This is a genomic window from Lacticaseibacillus salsurae (genome assembly GCF_045862175.1).
Classification (GTDB): Bacteria; Bacillota; Bacilli; order Lactobacillales; family Lactobacillaceae; genus Lacticaseibacillus; species Lacticaseibacillus salsurae.
Genome location: NZ_BAAFZI010000014.1, coordinates 1 through 17,775, shown reverse-complemented (window position 1 = coordinate 17,775; position 17,775 = coordinate 1). Strand labels below are relative to the sequence as shown.

Genomic DNA, 17,775 nt, shown 5'->3' with positions numbered 1-17,775 from the left:
AGTGAACGACATAATATGTCATCGGTATTTGCTAAGCTGTTTGTGAATTGCAAAGCAAACACTTTGGAGGTACTCATATGAAGAAAACACCATTGATCACTTTAGCCACTGCAGCAGCAATTGCCGGCGTTGGGGCCACCACGACCTCAAATCAAGTTTCCGCGGCGACGACTGCGACAACGACTAAAGCCGCGGATCCGATGACTACCGCGACGCAAAATGTGAAAGCCGCCCAAACCAAGGTGGATAGCGCCAAGGCGGAAGCGGATAAGACGCAACAAGCTAAGCAAGCGGCGATCACGGCGCAAAATACCGCGCAACAAAATGTCACCCAAGCGCAAGCCGCCGTCGATCAAGCGACTGAAACCAAAGCCGAAGCCACCCCTGAGGCGATCGCCCAAGCCAAAACCGCAGTCGACGACGCTAAAGCGACGCAAACCACAGCCCAACAGTCCGCAGATCAAGCCCAACGCGCTGTTACCGACGCGCAAAAAGCCGCTGATCAAGCGACCGCTGATCAAAAAGCTGCCGATGCTGCCGTGACCAAAGACCAAAGTGCCGTTGATGACGCGCAAAAGCAAGTCGTCGCCCAAAGTCCTGCTTCTACCCAAAAAGCGCAAAAAGCCGTGGCAGACGCCCAAAAGACGGTGGACACGGATACCAAAGCCAGCGACCAAGCGACTGCTGATGCCGCTGCCGCCAGCACGAAAACCACCACTGCGCAACAAGCCGTGACCGAAGCGCAAAGTGCTGTGGATGCCACGATGGCTGCCGTGAAGAACGAACAAGGTACTGGTGGGCTAGCCATGCCAGATGGGTACTTTGAGGCAATGTTTGAAGATGATCCGGGGGCTAACTATAATCAGGATGGTCAAGGGCTGACCAACGCACAAATGAATGCCATTTACGCCAATGATGCCTTGGCCAAGCTCAAGAAACAAGTGACGATGCTTGGGTATATTCCAACTGAAGCCGACATCGCCGAAGAAATTCCAGATATGACGAAATTGACCCAGACACAAGTTCGGGAGTTGTCTGAATTTACCGCATCCGTCTTGAATGACATTCGCCAACAGCTGGGTCTCAAACCTGTCCAAGTAACAGATGGCTCGGTGATCGCAGCACAAATGCTTGCCAATGATGGTAGCGTAGTTTATGAGCAAACAGGGAACCCTTCAGTCTATGAAATCGAGTCAGATTTTTCAGTTTCTGTTGCCAAAGCGGCAGGACTGCCCACTTATGACTCTGCAGGTGAGCCTATGGGCGTCGGGAAAATGACAAATCTTGCCCCTTATTTTGGCTGGGATATTAGCCAGGATCGCTCCACGAACATGGCAATCTTGAAGGCTGGGGTTATCGCCTATATAGGTGCGCGGTTTAGTGGGACAGATTATAAAACACAATACACTGATGTGATCGCAAATGGTCCCGTTTGGGATGAAGATGAAAGTTTCTACAATGGGTATAGTGATATTTTAAGCAGCATGTTATTGAGCGAATATGATGCCCATGGTACAGCGACGCGCGACACGCCACAGACCTATAACTATTTAGGGGTAACTGTCGATGAGGACGGCAAACTGAAGTTCGTTATGCAAGATATGACCGATGTGTCCAAGTCTGTAGCTTACTTCAACCATACCACCACGCCAGCGCCGATTGGCCATCCGACTGATCTTAAGGCAGCGGCAGGATTGGCAACACAACTAGGCACTTTGCATGATGCTCAAGAAGCGTTGACTGCGGCACAAGCGGCGCAAAGCAAAGCCGAGGCTGCTAAGACTAAGGCTACCGATAAACTGGCGGCAAGCCAAGCGACCCTCAAGCAAGCCCAAGACGCGTTGGACGCCGCGCAAGCGCAAGCAGCACACGATACCCCCGCATTGACGCAAGCTAAAAAGACGTTGGCTGATGCGCAAGCAACTTTAGCTGAGGCCCAACAAACTGCGGCGCAATTCAAGTCTGAAGTGGATGCCACATATGCCACCTTGACTGAAAAGCAAACGGCAGCGACGCAGGCCCAACAACAACTTAAAACGGCCCAAGATGCGGTGGCTAAAGCCCAACAGCGCTTAGATGCTTTGCAAAATGCTGATGCCAATGTTGAAGCAGCCCAAGCCGCGCTTGAAGCCGCTAAACGCGCTGTTGATGATGCTACTTTGGCATATAATGAATCCTTTGCCCCAGCTCAGATCGCTGCGACCAAGCTGGCACAAGCGCAAGCACAACTGAAAGCCGCCCAACAACAGCTGGCTGCAGTTAAGCAACACCAAGCCCAAGTTGCCGCTTTGGCCAACCAGGCAAAAGCAGCGGCTAAAGCCAAGCACTTGGCCAAGTTATCGGCTGGGGCCAAGCAAGGTGCTAGCCAAGCTGGCACCACGCAAGCAAACAAAATGCCTCAAGCTGGTGAAAGTTCACAAAGTGGCGTGATCGGCTTAGCCGGGGCAGCATTATTGGCCTTGTTTGGTTTTGGCGCTTACAACTTGAAGAAACGTGCATAATGTCACAATGAAGCTTAAGGCCGCGGCCTTAAGCTTTTTTTCGATTCACGCCAAAAAACGCGCTGGCAGTTCGCCAACGCGTTTTTGTCATGCTGGGGTCAATTACGCTTTTGACCCGCACACATCATAATGTAAGGCCGTCAACTGGTCGAGTTTTTCCACTTTGGATAACTGCAAGTTGACGTTTTGAATACCACTGGCGACCAGTGAGATCCCGTCGCCTAACAATACTGGGGCAACAGTGATGATCAGTTCGTCGACTAAGTTTGCTTGAAGCAGTTCGGTGAAAATATCCGCCCCGCCGACTAGCCAAATGTCTTTGCCTTTTTGTGCTTTGAGTTTGCGCACAAATTCGGGGATGTTGCCGGCGACCACCGTGGTGGGATCGTCAGTGTCATGTAAAGTCGTGGAGAAGACATAACTTTCTTTGTCACTATAAGGGTAGCTGCCAGCTAAACGCAGCGCGCGTTGGTAGGTTTTGCGGCCCATTAAAACGCAATCGATGCCGGCGTAGAAGCGCTGGTATGCGTCATCTGCGGCGCTTGAGCCCAAGGCGCCAAGCCAAGCGGTGCTTCCGTCAGACTCAGCGATAAAGCCATCTAGACTCTGTGCCAAATAAAGAATCACTTTTCGTGCCATAATGCCCACCTCGTTATCTTTGATGTGTTCATTATATCACAAAATGTAACCGTTATCACGCCTTATACACGCGACCATAAATCAAGATTAGATTCTGCCAAAATGTGTCCAGCCATCGCATGCCGCGCTTCATTCAACCAAAATCCTGGCTGCAGATCAAGCGTGGTGTCCAATGCAAACACCGTTAAAGTATAAGCATGGTCAGCATTAGGTGGCTGCGGGCCAACGTAACCTTCGGCGATTTGCGGATCGGTGGCATGTACGAAATGCCCAGCGTTGGCATTTTTCCCGCGCGTCATGGGAATGGCTTGACTGCGTTCAAGGTCTTCTGGAATGTCAGTAATGTCGCCGGGAATATTGGCGATGTTCCAATGGATCCAAGGAAAACCAGAAACTGGCACCGCGTCATAATCGATCAGCCACACGGCGAAACTTTTGGTTGCCGCTGGCGCGTTTTGGATGTGGATCGGGAAACTGCGCTTCGGGTAGCCGGCATGGGTATCGGCAGGTGCGGCGTGTTTGCCAAAGCGGTCAGGCAAGAAACCTTTTTCTAAAGGAACTGAAATTTCCATTTGATAACGCCTCCTTGTAAGTTAGACTAAGGGTAACACAATCGGAGGTGCCGCGGATGCCGTATTATGATCAACATGTTCACACTTATTTCTCGTTTGACTCTGATGCCCAGTTTGAAGCTTATTTGGCGCAAACTGACCATCCTTTTGTCACCACAGAACATTTGGAAATGTTTAATCCTGATGATCAGCATTTGGATGACAAGCCAGATTATCGCGCTTATGTGCAAAAACTTGACGCCTTGCATCAACAATACCCCAACAAATTTTTGCGCGGGATCGAAGTGGGGTATTATGAACCCAAACTCGATGATATTTATGCGTATCTTGACGCCAATCGCTATGACCTGATCTTGTTGAGCTTCCATCATAACGGCGAGTATGATTTTCAAGATGACCATTTCAAAACCGTCGACAAAAAAACGTTGGTCCAAGATTATTACGCGCAGATGTTAGCAGGCGTGCGGCGTTTTGACGGCGCTGATGTGTTGGCGCATTTTGAATATGGCTTGCGGGTGGTGGATGTGTCGCCTTGTGAACTGGCCACTTGGGCGCGACCGCTGATCCAAGGGATTTTTAGTGAGATCATTGCCAAACAAATGGCCTTGGAACTCAACACCAAGTCGATGTATTTGTGGCATGACGTTGGCTTGTATGACTTGGTGATCCCGTGGTATCAAGCCCTTGGCGGTAAGTTGTTCACCTTAGGGTCTGATGCGCATGTGCCAGAAGCGTTTGAAATGGAATTTGCCCAAGCCAAAGCGCTGTTGCATCGCCACCACATCGACCAATTGGCGGTTTATCAAGAACATCAACCGACTTTGGTCACGTTTTAAAGGAGTAAATATGGTAGAAATTCAAAATCCGATTCTCAACGACTTATTCGCCAAGATCCAACCAGGCTACACCATGCCGATCAAATTCGACATCAGCGGCACCCCGGCAGATAAGCTGGTACACAGCCAATCTCAAGAAGTCTTGCAGCCAAATGGCGACTTGTTGGTACAGATCAAAGACTCACCTGATGTCGATTACACCTTGAGCCATGAATTGATGCACATGTATTTGGCCACTAGTGGCTATCCGCAAGTGCAATATCACTTGTTGACTGGCACCCCAGAAATCGACAAACAGCATTACGCCACTGCCACCGCGTTATCGACAGCGGCGCTACATGCAGTCGTCGCAGAGTGGCAGCGCGCCCACGGCTTTTTAGGCGAGAAGCAATTTGACCTGCTTAAAAAAGGCTTCGCTGCGGCGATCCCACCAGAACCTGCTGGCGGTGACAACTTGGTGATCTATCGCAGCTTGTCGTTGTTTGATCACATGACCTTGTTTGTGGATGGCGGCACTGATGCGCAAAAAGCCCAATGGGGAAACGATTTCCCTCAAGCTTATCCTTTGGCGCAAGACTTGTATCAAACCTTGACGCAAAAAGCGTTAGATACCCCATTTGCTTATCGGCGCGCGGTGGTGAACTTGTTTGCCCGCTTTAATGCGTTGGTGCAAGCCGCCAGATTTCAGCCTTTGGATAACGACGAATTTGCGACGCTGCCACCAGTATTGTCTCAGCGGCAATTGCGCTTGAGTTTGAATCAAGTGTTCACCTTGAAGCATTCCGCTTATCGCGATCGCCAAACCAAGCAACTGGCCTATGTGGCGTTAGGCAAAGGGGATCGGCAAAATGCCTTCGTGTTGCCGTTAACAGATACGTCACCAGCAGCGATGCAAAGTTTATACCAACAACCATTAGGCGAAATTTTAGATCAGTATCATATCGACTATAGCTTACGCTAGGAGGCGGATGCGATGTTTGATCTGCAACAAGCGATCAGCGCGGCACACAATATTTGCTTTTTGACTGGAGCTGGCGTGTCAACGGCTTCTGGTATTCCAGATTACCGCAGCAAAGGCGGCTTATACGCGGATTCAGAAAAACCGGAGTACGCGTTATCCGATGATAACTTAGCGCGACATCATGAAGATTTTCATCAATGGGTGTTGGCCAACATGTTTCACCCAGAAGCGCAGCCCAATGTGATCCATGACACGATGGCGGAAATTTCCAACGCCAAAGGTACGATCGTCACCCAAAATGTCGATGGCTTAGATGCCCAAGCTGGTGCCAAGCATGTGATCGAGTTTCACGGCAACTTGTATCGCTTATATTGTCAAAAATGCCACCAAACGTTCAGTTATGCGCAGTATCGCGAATCTGACGTGCACGAAGCAGACGGTGGCATTATTCGCCCAGATATCGTGTTATACGGCGAACCCATCGACCCACAAGTCGTGCAAGCAGCCGTGCAGGCAGTTAGCACTGCCGACTTATTGATCGTGGTGGGGACGAGTTTGGTGGTGTATCCTTTTGCCGGGTTGTTGCAATATGCTTCGCCTGATGCAACTTTAGTGGCGGTCAACAAAGAAGCGTTGCAACTGCCGCCTGCCGCGCATATGGTGCAAGCAGATGCGGTATCCGTATTTGAACAGTTACATTTGTAGGAGATGAAAGCTTATGCGGCGAAAAGAACGTCAAATCGAACTTCCTGAGATCAAAGCGGTCATTGAACAATGCAAAGTGATGCATTTGGCGATGAATGATCAGCCGTTTCCTTATGTCGTCCCCACCAACTATGGCTATGAGTGGCAAGGCGACACCTTGATTCTTTATAGCCATGGCGCCCGCCAAGGCAAAAAGCGCACCTTGATCGCCAAAGATCCGCATGTGTGTGTGGAAATCGACGGCGGCGCGACGTTGATGACAGCTGGGCAAAGCGCGCCAGATTATTCAGCGGCGTATCAAAGTGTGATCGGCTTTGGCATCGCTGAACTCGTCGATGATCCGGCAGTGAAGTGGCATGCGCTGGATCTATTGATGCAACATGAAACTGGGCGCAAGCTAGCTTCGTTTGACGCGTTAGCTGATCATCAGATCCAAGGCGTTGGCGTGATCAAAATCACGATCGCCGAATTCACTGGCAAAGCCCATCACCAACCACAACACTGATCAAATTCGGGGGAACTTTGATGGTGAAAGCTGGAGGAAAATATGTCAAAACATCGCGTTGAAGCATTTACTGATGGCGTGATCGCGATCATCATCACTATTATGGTATTGGAACTGCAAGCCCCGGCTGGTGGCGACTTTGCGGCATTATGGGCGTTGCGGTATCGGTTTTTGATCTATTTGGTCAGCTTTTTGACCATGGCAGTTTATTGGAATAATCATCACCATTTGTTTCAAGTGGTGACTCACGTTGACGGACTGGTGCTTTGGAGCAATACCGGATTTTTATTTGCGACGTCGCTGTTTCCTTTTGCCACCGCTTGGGTCGGGGCGCATCATTTGGCCAGCGTGGCGCCAGAAATGTTTTATGGCGGCGTGGTGTTGTTAGCCGATCTGGCGTATTACGCGCTGGTGCAATGTTTGTTGCGCGTCAACACCAAAGACCAAGCGATCCAACAAGTGCTAGGGCATGGCTACTACAAACCGCTGATCGCCGTTAGCGGAAACGTGGTCGCGTTGGTGATCGGCTTATGGTGGGCGCCGTTGACGATTATTTTAGATACATTGTTGTTATTGTTGTGGGTGATCCCGGAAAAGCGGATCGAGCGGCATTTACAAAATCAATAAGGAGTGTTGTTGATGCGGACAGTTGGAATTATCGGTTTAGGACATGTTGGGGTGACCACGGCGTACACGATGGTCACCAAAGGGTTGGCCGATACGCTGATTTTGATCGACCAAAACACAGATCGCGCCACTGCCGAGCAGTTGGACTTGGCAGATGCACAAGGGGGCCTTTCAACTTACACCAAGTTGTTAGTCAATGATTATGCCGCGTTAAAAACTGCCAATGTGGTGATTTTTGCCGCTGGGGATATTTCTCAAGTTGGCGCTGGCGGCAATCGCAATGGCGAAACCTTCTCGACCAAAGCGGCGATCGATGACGTGGCCCCGAAATTGCAAGCGAGCGGCTTTGCTGGGGTGTTGATCGACATTTCCAATCCTTGTGATGTGGCGGTCAACTATTGGCAACAAAAACTCGGCTGGCCTAAACACCGCATTTTAGGTACCGGCACTGGGTTAGATACGTATCGCATGCGCCGCGCAGTCGCTGAAGCGTTACACGTTAATGTGGCAGATGTGCGCGGCTATAATTTAGGTGAACACGGGGCGTCTCAATTTACTGCGTGGTCGACCGTTTACGTCAACAGCACACCGGTTTCCGCGTTTGCAGGATTAGATCATGACCAATTGGCTGAAGCATCGCGAGAAGGCGGGTTTGCCATTTTCAAAAGCAAGCATTACACCAATTACGGTATCGCCACAGTCGCTTGTGATATGGCCAATGCGGTGTTAAGCGATGCGCGGCGCGTTTTTGCTTGTGCGTGCTGGGATGATGCCCAACAGATCAGCATTGGGCACTTAGCCACAGTTGGCGCTACTGGGATCATCGACAACCCACCATTGACGCTGCCAGCAGATGAACAAGCCAAGTATCTTGCCTCCGCTGATACCATCAAACATAACTTAGCTACGATGCTCAGGCTGTGATATCAAGCGGTTTTAGCCCAACGCACAAGCGCCTTGGTGCCTCGATTCGTTTTTTGAATCGCGGTGCCAAGGCGTTTTGGCGTTGCGGCTAAATTTGGCCACAAGAAAACGCCGCTTCAAGGCAGAAGCGACGTTTAAAATAAGGGGTATGGTAACTAGCCCTGCCAGATGCGGCATCACCTGGCAAGGGTCGATGCATTAAGCTTGAGCTTGTTCAGTGGTCATCGCTTCTTGCGCTTCTTTGGTGACGATGGCATCGGTGGTTTCTTTGTCAAAGAAGTGTGCTTTGTTGACATCAAAGCCCATTTTGACTTTTTCACCAGGGTTGTGGAAGTCCCGCGCGTCAACAGTGGCCACGAAGTCAGTGCCATCAACGGTAGCGTACAATTGTGAAGTGGCACCCATTAATTCAGACACTGTGACGACGGATTCAACGGTTTGATCTGGCCAAGTATCCAAGAAGGCTTGTTCCGTGTGGATGTCTTCTGGCCGGATCCCTAAGGTCACATCTTTATCGTTATAGCCGCGGTCGTTTAAGATGTTAGCGCGGCCTTCTGGAATGGCAATATCCAAGCCTTTGCCATCATTGATGCGGCCATTCTTGTAGTGAACGGACATGAAGTTCATAGCAGGTGAGCCCATGAACCCAGCAACGAATTGGTTTCTTGGGTTATCATAAACTTCTGCAGGGGTGCCGATCTGTTGGACTTTACCAACAGACATGACGACCACGCGATCAGCCATGGTCATGGCTTCAGTTTGGTCATGAGTGACGTAGATCGTGGTGGTGTTCAAACGGCGGTGCAACTTGGCGATTTCAGCACGCATGGAAACCCGCAGCTTGGCATCCAAGTTAGACAGTGGTTCATCCATCAAGAAGATCGGGGCATCACGCACGATCGCGCGGCCTAAAGCGACACGCTGGCGTTGCCCACCAGACAAATCAGCTGGCTTGCGGCTCAAAAATTCCGTTAAGCCTAAGATCTCAGCAGCTTCGTCGACGCGCTTTTTGATGTCTTCTTTGCTATATTTGCGCAACTTCAACCCAAAGGCCATGTTATCAAACACGGTCATATGTGGGTACAAGGCATAGTTTTGGAACACCATGGCGATATCGCGGTCTTTTGGCGCCACATCGTTCATGACTTTGTCGCCGATGCGCAATTCGCCTTCTGTGATATCTTCCAATCCGGCGATCATCCGCAAGGTGGTAGACTTCCCACAACCAGAAGGGCCAACGAAAACAATGAATTCCTTGTCTTTAACATGTAAGTTGAAGTCCATCACCGCGTCGTGATCGGCATGCGGATATTTTTTATAAATATGATCGAGATCGATTTGAACCATAATGTGTTCTCCTTTTACAAAGGGTGGTAACGCTTCCCTGATTTATACATTCAGTATAGCTGGAAGCGCTTCACAATACATGGCACAACTTGCACAAAAAAATGCCTGACTTTTTGTACAGTTTGCCCAAAAAGCGGGTAAACTGGTGGATATACAGAAACGGAGGCCGTCACATGCCAAAAGCGTATACCGTGGTGTTGGTGCAAACGCCCACCGGCACCGTGTTGATCAATCGAAGAAAAAAGCCTTATATCGGCTTGTGGAATGGGCTCGGCGGCAAGTTCGAGCCTGGCGAAGGACCGCTGGATTGCGCCAAGCGCGAAGTGTTTGAAGAAAGCGGCTTGACCATTCAAAACGCAGCAGTGTGCGGCATCGTGCATTGGTACGTGGATACCCAGTTGCGCGGGGATTTGTATTTGGTCAAAGCCCAAGCAGACGCCTTGGAGCCGGCGGCGCAAATGACGCGTGAAGGGGTGATCACCACTTGGCCAAATACTTGGCTACAAGATCCAGATAACTTAGGCTTGGTGCCAGACTTAGCGGCAATGTTGCCAATTTTTGACCGTGGGGATGGTCAAGCATATGTGTCTAAGTTTCATGGCGACACGTTTGTGAGTTTGACTCATGCTTGAAGTTGGCTTAACTGCAGTGGCGGATCATCCCAGTTTGGCGGCTAATGGTAAAACCAGCAGCTTAAAAGAGCTGGCGCAATATTTTCCGATCATGGAAATGGATACCGGGTTTTACCACATCCCCAGCTTAAAAACGGTTTTGAACTGGCAAGCCCAAGTGCCAGCGCCAATGCATTTCATCATTAAAGCCAGCCAGTGGATGACGTTGCACAAAGTTGATCCAAATGTCGATGTGCCGGCGCAATTCAAGCAGTTGCAAGCATCCGTGGCGCCATTGGTCAAAAGCAAGCAACTGGTGGCGTTGATGTTTCAAATGCCGCCTTGGTTTGCGGCCACTGCGACGAATGTCCGCTACTTTCAACGCGTCAAGCAACTGTATCCAACCTTACCTGTGGCAGTGGAGTTTCGTCATGACAGCTGGTATTTACCCGAGTATCGGCGATCGACGTTAGCACTGCTACAACAATTGCAATTCATTCATATTGCCGTTGATGAGCCGCAAACCCCAGCTGGTAGTGTGCCATTAGTACCAGTGGCCACCAATACGGAGTGGTCGATCTTGCGCCTGCATGGTCGCAATTATGCCGGCTGGCAACAAAACCAAATGCCAGGGCGCACCAGTTATCGCTATTTGGATCCTGAACTTAAAGCACTGGCGCAAGCCGCTAAGCAGTTTGACAGCCGCAACGTGGCGGTTATTTTCAATAACAATGGCCAAGGGGATGCGGCAGACAATGCCTTACGGTTCATCCAGCAACAAAAACTGAATTATCGCGGGTTAGCCCCGCAACAAACCACACTTTTTTAAAAATCAGGTGAGCTTATGCATGCAATCGATCTCAAGCACTTTAATTTTCCAGTTTTAAGCCAGGCCAAAGCCCGCGCCGTGCAAAATGTCGGCTTATATGCGGCTAGTCATTTGCCGTTAGAATCCGTGAAGCCAACTTACAATATTGAATTAGACACCCATGGCGTTACCGCTCAAAACCATTCTGGCCGTTGTTGGCTGTTTGCGCAGTTGAATGTATTGCGGCATGTGGCTGGCGCACGCCTCAAGTTGAAAGATCTGGAGTTTTCCGAAAGTTACTTGGCGTTTTACGACCGCTTGGAAAAAGCCAACCATTTTCTGACGCAAATGATCGCCATGGCCGATCGGCCGCTGGCTGACCGCGAGTTGGCGTTTATCCTCAGCCGTCCTGATAATGATGGCGGTCAATTCGACAATGCGGTGGCGTTGATCCAAAAATATGGCTTGGTGCCAAAATCAGCGATGCCAGAAACTGATACGTCTAGCAATACCGCTGATTTCAACCGCGTGTTGAACCGCAAACTCCGCCAGTTAGCGGTGAAGTTGCGCCAAGCGCAGCCGGCTGAGCGCCAAGACATCAAGCACGCCGGCATGGCCGATATTTACCGCATGCTGACTTACGCCTATGGGTCAGTGCCGACGACGTTTGATTTTACTTATCGCGATGACGACGGTGACTACCACCGCTTGGCTGATTTAACGCCGCAAAGCTTTTATCAACAAATCGTCGGCGTTGATCTGAACCAACAAGTGACGCTACTTTCGCGAGCCGACTTGAAGTATTGGCAAACTTACACCTTGCCGGCAGAAGATAATATTGAAGGCGGACACACTATTTTGTTGGTCAATGTGCCTGATGCCTTGATGTCACAGCTGGCGATCACCCAGCTACAAGCTGGCCAGCCGGTGTTGTTTGGCAATGACGTGTTGCAAGATTTCGACCGGCCAACAGGCACGTTGAAAGGGGAATTGTATCAACTCAGCGACTTATTGGATTGTGATTGCACTTTAGATCAAGGTGCCCGCTTTGAAACTAAAGCCGCCAACTTGTCGCATGCGATGACTTTAGTTGGCGTGGATGTCGTCGATGACCAACCGCGCCAGTGGAAAGTGGAGAATTCTTGGGGGGCTAAAGTCGGCCATCAAGGCTATTTCAATGCCGATGCGCAGTGGATGCAACAATATGCCTATGAAATGGTGATCCAGCGAGAATTTCTACCAGCATCTGTCCAAGCGGCGTTGACTACCACACCAGTTGCGCTGCCGGCGTGGGATCCGTTAGGTTAGTTCAGGCATGAGAAAAGGCACCACCGAAAAATTTTCGGTGGTGCCTTTCTTCTATTATAATGACTTATTTGACGTAAGCTTCTTTAAAGTCGTAAGGCACGCCTGATGGGTTGAAGTTGATGCCTTTGACGTTAGGCTTGACCAATTGTAAGGCGTTGGCTTGATACAACGGGATCGTGCCTTGGTCTTCCATTAAGATCTTTTCGGCTTTTTGCAAAGCAGACCAGCGAGCGGCGACGTTATTGCCATCTTTGTTTTCCGATTCGTCAAGCAACTTGTCAAATTGGGCGTTCTTCCAACCAGAGTTGTTGTATGACGCATTCGACAACCACACATCTAAGAAGTTATAAGGATCGGCGAATACTGATTGCCAAGCGGTGACGACCATGTCGTAGTTGCCAGAGTTTTGCTTTTGGAGACGTTGGGCCTTAGGAATGGCAGTGATGGTGACTTTGACGCCAGGCAACTTCTCAAAAGCACCTTGGATATATTCGGCGACGGCTTTGGAATTGTCGGTATCGTCAGCTAACAAGTTAACATTCAAACTCGTCACCCCAGCGGCTTTGGTGCCTTTGGCGTAAAGCTTTTTGGCTTTGGCCAAGTCAAAGCTGACAGCAGATTTGACTTGGGTGGTTTTGGCGAAATCTTTGCCAGTATCGGCGTTGGTACCAAGACCCACAGGAATGAAGCCCAAGGCGGCTTTAGAGCCGTCTTTTAACACGTTGTTGACCAACGCATTGCGGTCAAGCGTCAAGGATAACGCTTTGCGAATGTCGGCATTCTTGAAGGCAGCGACTTTGTTTTGGTTCAAGTCGATACGCGAAATGTTGGAGCTTAAGCGATCGACGCGGTCTTTGTTTTTGGTTTGTTGCGTGGCGATAGTCCCAGACAAGCTGACCTCAGACAACTTGTTGGTGTTGTACAAGTTCAAGCCGGTACTTGGGTCTTTGATCACGCGTTCTTTGACTGCGGCGAGTTTGACGTGCTTTTTGTCCCAGTATTGGTTGTTTTTCTTCAACGTCCAAGTGTCAGACGACCCGTTCCAACCGGCTAACTTGTAAGGCCCTGAGTAAACGGACTTTTCAGAAGTGGTGGCGTAGGCTTTGCCGTATTTTTCAACCACTTTTTGATCCAAGGGGTAAAACAGCGGCCAAGCCAGCAGTTGTTTGAAGTAAGCGGTTGGTTGCGCCAAGGTGATGGTGAAGTGATGCTTATCTTGGGCTTTGATGCCTAAAGTTTCAGGGGACTTTTTGCCGGCGATGATGTCGTTGGCATTGGCCACTGGCGCAAAGTAAAAGGCGTCTTGGGACTTGGTTTTAGGATCGACGGTGCGGCGCCAAGAGTAAACGAAATCTTGCGCGGTGATCGGGTCGCCATTGCTCCATTTGGCATCGCGTAAGGTGACATGATAAGTTTTGCCGTCTGCGGAAACGTCCACTTTCTTGGCCAATGCCAGTTCAGTTTTCTTGCCAGCGTCGGCTAAGCGATAAACGCCTTCTTGGGTGTTCATCAACGTTTGAAACGACACGGTATCAGTGGCTTGGGACACGTCAGAAGTGGCGATCGCCGAACCTTCTGACCAGGTAATGGTTTGTTGCTTCTTCGGGCTTGATGCCGCTTTTGATTGATTCGAACAGCCAGCTGCGAGCAACGCAATGGCTGTTAGTGACACGACGCCTGTGATCGTTGGTGCTTTTTTCATCATTCATTCCTCCTTGATTCCAAAAAAAATACCCGCCTCAGCCGTTTCCGGCCAAGGGCGAGCACTCGCGTTACCACCTTGGGTTCATCATTGCCTCACAGCAATGATCTTTGCAGGTACCCGCTGCAGCGGATACCCAAACTCGTTAACGGGAGTGCCCGTCATCGACTTGCGAACTCATCGATGAAGACTAAACAAAGACCATATTCACAACGTTCACCAGTTCTCCTTGCACCAAACGGAGACTCTCTGAGCTGGTGTTGGCTGTTACTCATCTTTGCGATGTCAGCTATTGATGCTTAGGTTAGTGGATACTCATCAAATTGTCAACAAGTTTTCATCAATTTGACAAAATTCCTGTCGGCGTCCACACTGAGTCACAAGAAAAATGTTCGGAGGTATCACCATGTCTACACAAATCGATGCGGCGACGTTACAAGCCGATTTTATCCGTTACTGTCAAATCAACACGCGCTCAGATGCTAACAGCACTGCGTATCCGTCCACGCCTGGGCAAAGCGTTTTGGCCAAAGCCTTGGTGGCGCAACTCACAGACTTAGGGTTAAGTGAAGTCGCCTTACATGATGACGGCTTTGTTTATGCGACATTGCCAGCCAATGGGTCAGACGCTGAAGCGATCGGCTTTATTGCCCATTTGGATACGGCAGATTACGCCGCAGAAAATGTCCACCCGCAAGTGCATCCCAATTACGACGGCACGCCGATCCACTTTGAAAATGGCTTGAAGCTCACCGTTGACGAATTTCCCAAACTCAAACAATATTTTGGCCAAACTTTGATCACCAGCGACGGTACAACTTTACTTGGCGTTGATGATAAAGCCGGCATCGCGGCGGCAGTGGCGGCAGCGCGGTATTTGTTGGCGCATCCGGAAATCAAACACGGCGCGATCCGCTTTGGATTTGGCCCAGATGAAGAAATCGGCCGCGGCGGCAAGCATTTGGATACCAAAGCTTTTGCCACCAAATTCGCCTACACCTTGGATAATGGCGCATTAGGTCAAATGGAGTTTGAAACCTTTAACGGCGCCGAAGCCAAAATCGAGATCACGGGGACGTCGGTGCACCCTGGCGAAGCCAAAAATCTCATGGTCAACGCCTTATCTTTGGCAGAAAAACTCGATGCCAGCTTGCCGCAATTCGAGCGGCCAGAATTCACCCAAGATCATGAAGGCTTTTTCGCGTTGTTGCGCGTGAACGGCACTGTCGATCACGCCAGCATGTATTACATTATTCGCGATCACGACCACAACTTGTTTGAAGGCCGCAAAGCCACCATGCAAAAAGCGATCGCTGAACTCAACGCCACGCTGGATCGCCCGCGCATTGCGTTAACGCTGAACGACCAGTACTACAACATTTATGATGTGCTGAAAAAAGACTCGACGCCTTATGACTTGGCCACTAAAGCGATCAAAGCTGTCGGCTTGACCCCAGAAAGTGTGCCGTTTCGTGGCGGTACTGATGGCACGTTCATCACGTATAATGGCATTCCCACGCCAAACTTGTTCAATGGCGGCATTAATTTCCATGGCCCTTACGAATGTGTTTCCACTGAAGCGATGGTCAAAGTCGCTGAAACCATTGTGAAAGTGATCGAACTGGCTGGGGAATGACAGGCGTTTGAATTTGGGACTCCGGCTGGCTGGGGTGGCCATAGTGAGGGTCCTCAGCCGAGCTAACCGGGATGTCTCGCTTTGCTCGCCACCCGCTGGATCTCGACTTGCGGAACGCTGTAGGCGATAAATCGCCAACAGCGTTCTCACTATGGCCACCCCAGCCAGCCTCCGCCCCAAATTCAAACGCCTGGCGTGCTACCGCCAACCACTGGATTCTGCTCAGGGACTAGTATGCAATATCTACTAGTGGCAACTGATGGTTTTGCTTAGGCGATAAATGATCACCAGAGGCTCACTTTGTCGCCACCAGCCAGTATCCGCCCTAAATTCAAACGCCTGCGTGCTACTGCGAGATAATTTGCAACGGCTCATGTTGCTCGGGGGACTAGTATGTCATGCCTACTAGTGCCAAGTGCTAGGACCCATATCGAAGCGCGAGAATATTGGTGGCGTGCAAGAAAACCAGCGGATTTATCGTCATCGTATCAAATTGTGACTAACGTGATTTTGAAATTCCAGTGTCCAGTAATTTGGTCAGTTTTCCCAGCTGCGTTGATTTCATTTCTAACGTGAAGTCAGAATCTAGTGATTTGTAGGTAAGAGACACTCACGAAAAAAATCTGGAGGCGGAGGCAAAAAGCGCGGAGGCGGGCTGGTCATCAGCCGTGGGGGTCTTAGCGGTTTACCGCTTAGACCCCAGCGAGAAGGAGATCCACTCGCGGTTTTTGCGAGTTAGCTCCGACGAGCGGCATAGCGTTCCATGACCAGCCCGCCGGAGCACTTGTTGCCGGAGCCGGCCGCACGGCAACTTGGCCAGCTTTCCGGAGTGATGCCAGTTCACCGTAGCTTCCAGATTTTCGGCCGCAAGCTCAAACCTCAGCGTGATGAGACTTAGTGTAAAGTATTCCTCGGGAGGGAAAAGTAAGTAATAGGATGACCCGAAAAGCCGGTTGACAAAAGAAGACCGCTTGTCCTCTAATTGAGTTACCACACAACAAATAGAGAGAAGCGATCTTCCATGGAACCAATTGTAACAGTAGCGAGTGAATTATTGAAGTCCACTGAGTCATTTATTCAATTTGAGGAGGGATTGATTCCACTTATCGCGCAAATAGCTTGTGCGGCGGTGGCGCAAGCGCTAGAAGCGTTTGACACTGAGCTGTGTCTTGGTAAAGCGGATTGGCAAATTGTACGCAAGGATAAGCGTTCCATTCAGTGTTTGTTTGGCACAGTCCAGTTTGAGCGCCGCTTGGTGATCGACGCTTCTGGTGTACAAAGTTATCCGCTTGACCAAGCGTTAGGGATCTCTCGGGGACGGCGATATTCCCCATTATTTATGGCACGCGTTGCCGAGTTGGCATCGGGCGCGGTGTTGCGCACTGTGGCTAAGGCAGTTTCAGCGTTGACCCCAGGATCAATTAGTTTCCAGACGGTGGGCAAACTGTATCAAGAAGTTGGTCGAGACATTGCGGAAGTTGAACAAGTCGAAGCCGCCGCAAAGCCCGCGCCGAAAGCTGAGCGCGTAAGCGTCCCAGAATTGTTCATCGAAGGTGACGCCTTTGAAGCCAAGATCAAGCATCATCAACGGATCAACGTTCATCGCCTGCAGGTCAGCGAAGGCGTCTACGTGAATGGCAAGCGACATATGCTTATCAAGCGGCACGTCATCAGTGGCTTGGACCGCGAAGTGGTCTTTAGTCGGATGAAGGCATATTTGGATGCGCATTACGACTTAGCAAAAACCCAGATCATCAGCGGTAGTGACAACGGTAGCGGCTATGAGCCGGATACCTTTAGTGTTTTTGCCCGCAGTCGCAAAGGGCAAAAGCAACACGTCCACATTCTTGATGTTTATCATCTCAATCAAAAGCTTAAGCAGCGTTTCGGCGCCATGCCTGCGGAGTTGAAAGCCAAACTTCGCGCCGCCGTTTATAGCGGCGATTGGGAACAAGTGGAATTGGTTATGGATACGGCAGAATCGATCGCCGCTGAAATTGAAGATCAAGACGCAGCGGAGAACGTCGCCAGTCTTCGCAAGTATCTGGACCGCAACTGGACGAGCATCGTACCAATCGCGGACGGCAAGTGGC

16 protein-coding genes are annotated in these 17,775 nt (G+C 50.2%); 12 read left to right on the top strand and 4 right to left on the bottom strand.

Features of this window, described 5'->3' with window-relative positions:
• Nucleotides 1-77 precede the first annotated feature (77 nt).
• Nucleotides 78-2,501: a hypothetical protein gene (locus ACKTSG_RS06210; RefSeq protein ID WP_407893008.1), complete on the top strand. Its 2,424-nt coding sequence runs from the start codon at nt 78-80 to the stop codon at nt 2,499-2,501.
• A 102-nt stretch (nt 2,502-2,603) separates the two neighbouring features.
• Here ACKTSG_RS06210 and ACKTSG_RS06205 read toward each other — a convergent pair whose 3' ends face one another.
• Nucleotides 2,604-3,140 carry a dihydrofolate reductase family protein gene (locus tag ACKTSG_RS06205; RefSeq protein ID WP_407893006.1) on the bottom strand — a complete coding sequence of 179 codons (537 nt, stop codon included), beginning with the start codon at nt 3,138-3,140 and terminating at the stop codon, nt 2,604-2,606.
• A 62-nt stretch (nt 3,141-3,202) separates the two neighbouring features.
• Nucleotides 3,203-3,712: a YbhB/YbcL family Raf kinase inhibitor-like protein gene (locus tag ACKTSG_RS06200; RefSeq protein ID WP_407893005.1), complete on the bottom strand. Its 510-nt coding sequence runs from the start codon at nt 3,710-3,712 to the stop codon at nt 3,203-3,205.
• 56 nt (nt 3,713-3,768) lie between these two features.
• Between ACKTSG_RS06200 and ACKTSG_RS06195 the strand changes: the two genes are divergently transcribed.
• From ACKTSG_RS06195 to ACKTSG_RS06170, 6 genes are read left to right on the top strand one after another with little or no spacing between them, the layout of a single operon-like run.
• Entirely contained in the window at nt 3,769-4,548 is a 780-nt protein-coding gene (locus ACKTSG_RS06195; RefSeq protein WP_407893003.1) for a PHP domain-containing protein, read from the top strand.
• Between the two features lie 10 nt (nt 4,549-4,558).
• Nucleotides 4,559-5,509, top strand: coding sequence for a hypothetical protein (locus ACKTSG_RS06190; protein WP_407893001.1), 951 nt, complete (start codon nt 4,559-4,561; stop codon nt 5,507-5,509).
• 12 nt (nt 5,510-5,521) lie between these two features.
• Entirely contained in the window at nt 5,522-6,214 is a 693-nt protein-coding gene (locus ACKTSG_RS06185) for an NAD-dependent protein deacylase (protein ID WP_407892999.1), read from the top strand.
• Nucleotides 6,215-6,227: 13 nt separating this feature from the next.
• Nucleotides 6,228-6,719, top strand: coding sequence for a pyridoxamine 5'-phosphate oxidase family protein (locus ACKTSG_RS06180; RefSeq protein WP_407892997.1), 492 nt, complete (start codon nt 6,228-6,230; stop codon nt 6,717-6,719).
• 42 nt (nt 6,720-6,761) lie between these two features.
• A complete protein-coding gene (locus ACKTSG_RS06175) occupies nt 6,762-7,346 on the top strand; it encodes a TMEM175 family protein (RefSeq protein WP_407892995.1) in 585 nt (194 codons plus the stop codon).
• Nucleotides 7,347-7,355: 9 nt separating this feature from the next.
• Entirely contained in the window at nt 7,356-8,270 is a 915-nt protein-coding gene (locus tag ACKTSG_RS06170; RefSeq protein WP_407892993.1) for a lactate/malate family dehydrogenase, read from the top strand.
• Between the two features lie 198 nt (nt 8,271-8,468).
• Here the strand turns inward: ACKTSG_RS06170 and ACKTSG_RS06165 are convergent, their stop codons facing one another.
• Complete coding sequence (locus ACKTSG_RS06165; RefSeq protein WP_407892991.1) at nt 8,469-9,617, bottom strand: ABC transporter ATP-binding protein; 1,149 nt, start codon at nt 9,615-9,617, stop codon at nt 8,469-8,471.
• Nucleotides 9,618-9,790: 173 nt separating this feature from the next.
• Between ACKTSG_RS06165 and ACKTSG_RS06160 the strand changes: the two genes are divergently transcribed.
• Genes ACKTSG_RS06160 through ACKTSG_RS06150 form a run of 3 tightly spaced genes read left to right on the top strand, consistent with a single transcriptional unit; the run spans nt 9,791 to nt 12,344 of the window.
• Nucleotides 9,791-10,249 (top strand): NUDIX hydrolase, encoded by a 459-nt coding sequence (locus ACKTSG_RS06160; protein ID WP_407892989.1) that lies wholly within the window; start codon nt 9,791-9,793, stop codon nt 10,247-10,249.
• On the top strand, nt 10,242-11,057 hold the full coding sequence (locus ACKTSG_RS06155; protein WP_407892987.1) for a DUF72 domain-containing protein: 816 nt from the start codon (nt 10,242-10,244) through the stop codon (nt 11,055-11,057). Before ACKTSG_RS06160 ends, ACKTSG_RS06155 begins: the two co-directional genes overlap by 8 nt.
• A 15-nt stretch (nt 11,058-11,072) precedes the next feature.
• Nucleotides 11,073-12,344 carry a C1 family peptidase gene (locus ACKTSG_RS06150; RefSeq protein WP_407892985.1) on the top strand — a complete coding sequence of 424 codons (1,272 nt, stop codon included), beginning with the start codon at nt 11,073-11,075 and terminating at the stop codon, nt 12,342-12,344.
• A gap of 64 nt (nt 12,345-12,408) precedes the next feature.
• Here the strand turns inward: ACKTSG_RS06150 and ACKTSG_RS06145 are convergent, their stop codons facing one another.
• A complete protein-coding gene (locus ACKTSG_RS06145) occupies nt 12,409-14,046 on the bottom strand; it encodes a peptide ABC transporter substrate-binding protein (protein ID WP_407893063.1) in 1,638 nt (545 codons plus the stop codon).
• A 406-nt stretch (nt 14,047-14,452) separates the two neighbouring features.
• On the opposite strand from ACKTSG_RS06145, the gene pepT reads away from it, so the two are divergent.
• Together pepT and ACKTSG_RS06135 are read left to right on the top strand one after the other, a co-directional pair.
• Nucleotides 14,453-15,682: a peptidase T gene (gene pepT, locus ACKTSG_RS06140; RefSeq protein ID WP_407892984.1), complete on the top strand. Its 1,230-nt coding sequence runs from the start codon at nt 14,453-14,455 to the stop codon at nt 15,680-15,682.
• Between the two features lie 1,021 nt (nt 15,683-16,703).
• Nucleotides 16,704-17,775 (top strand): ISLre2 family transposase (locus ACKTSG_RS06135; RefSeq protein WP_407892982.1); only part of this gene is annotated, 1,072 nt, incomplete at its 3' end.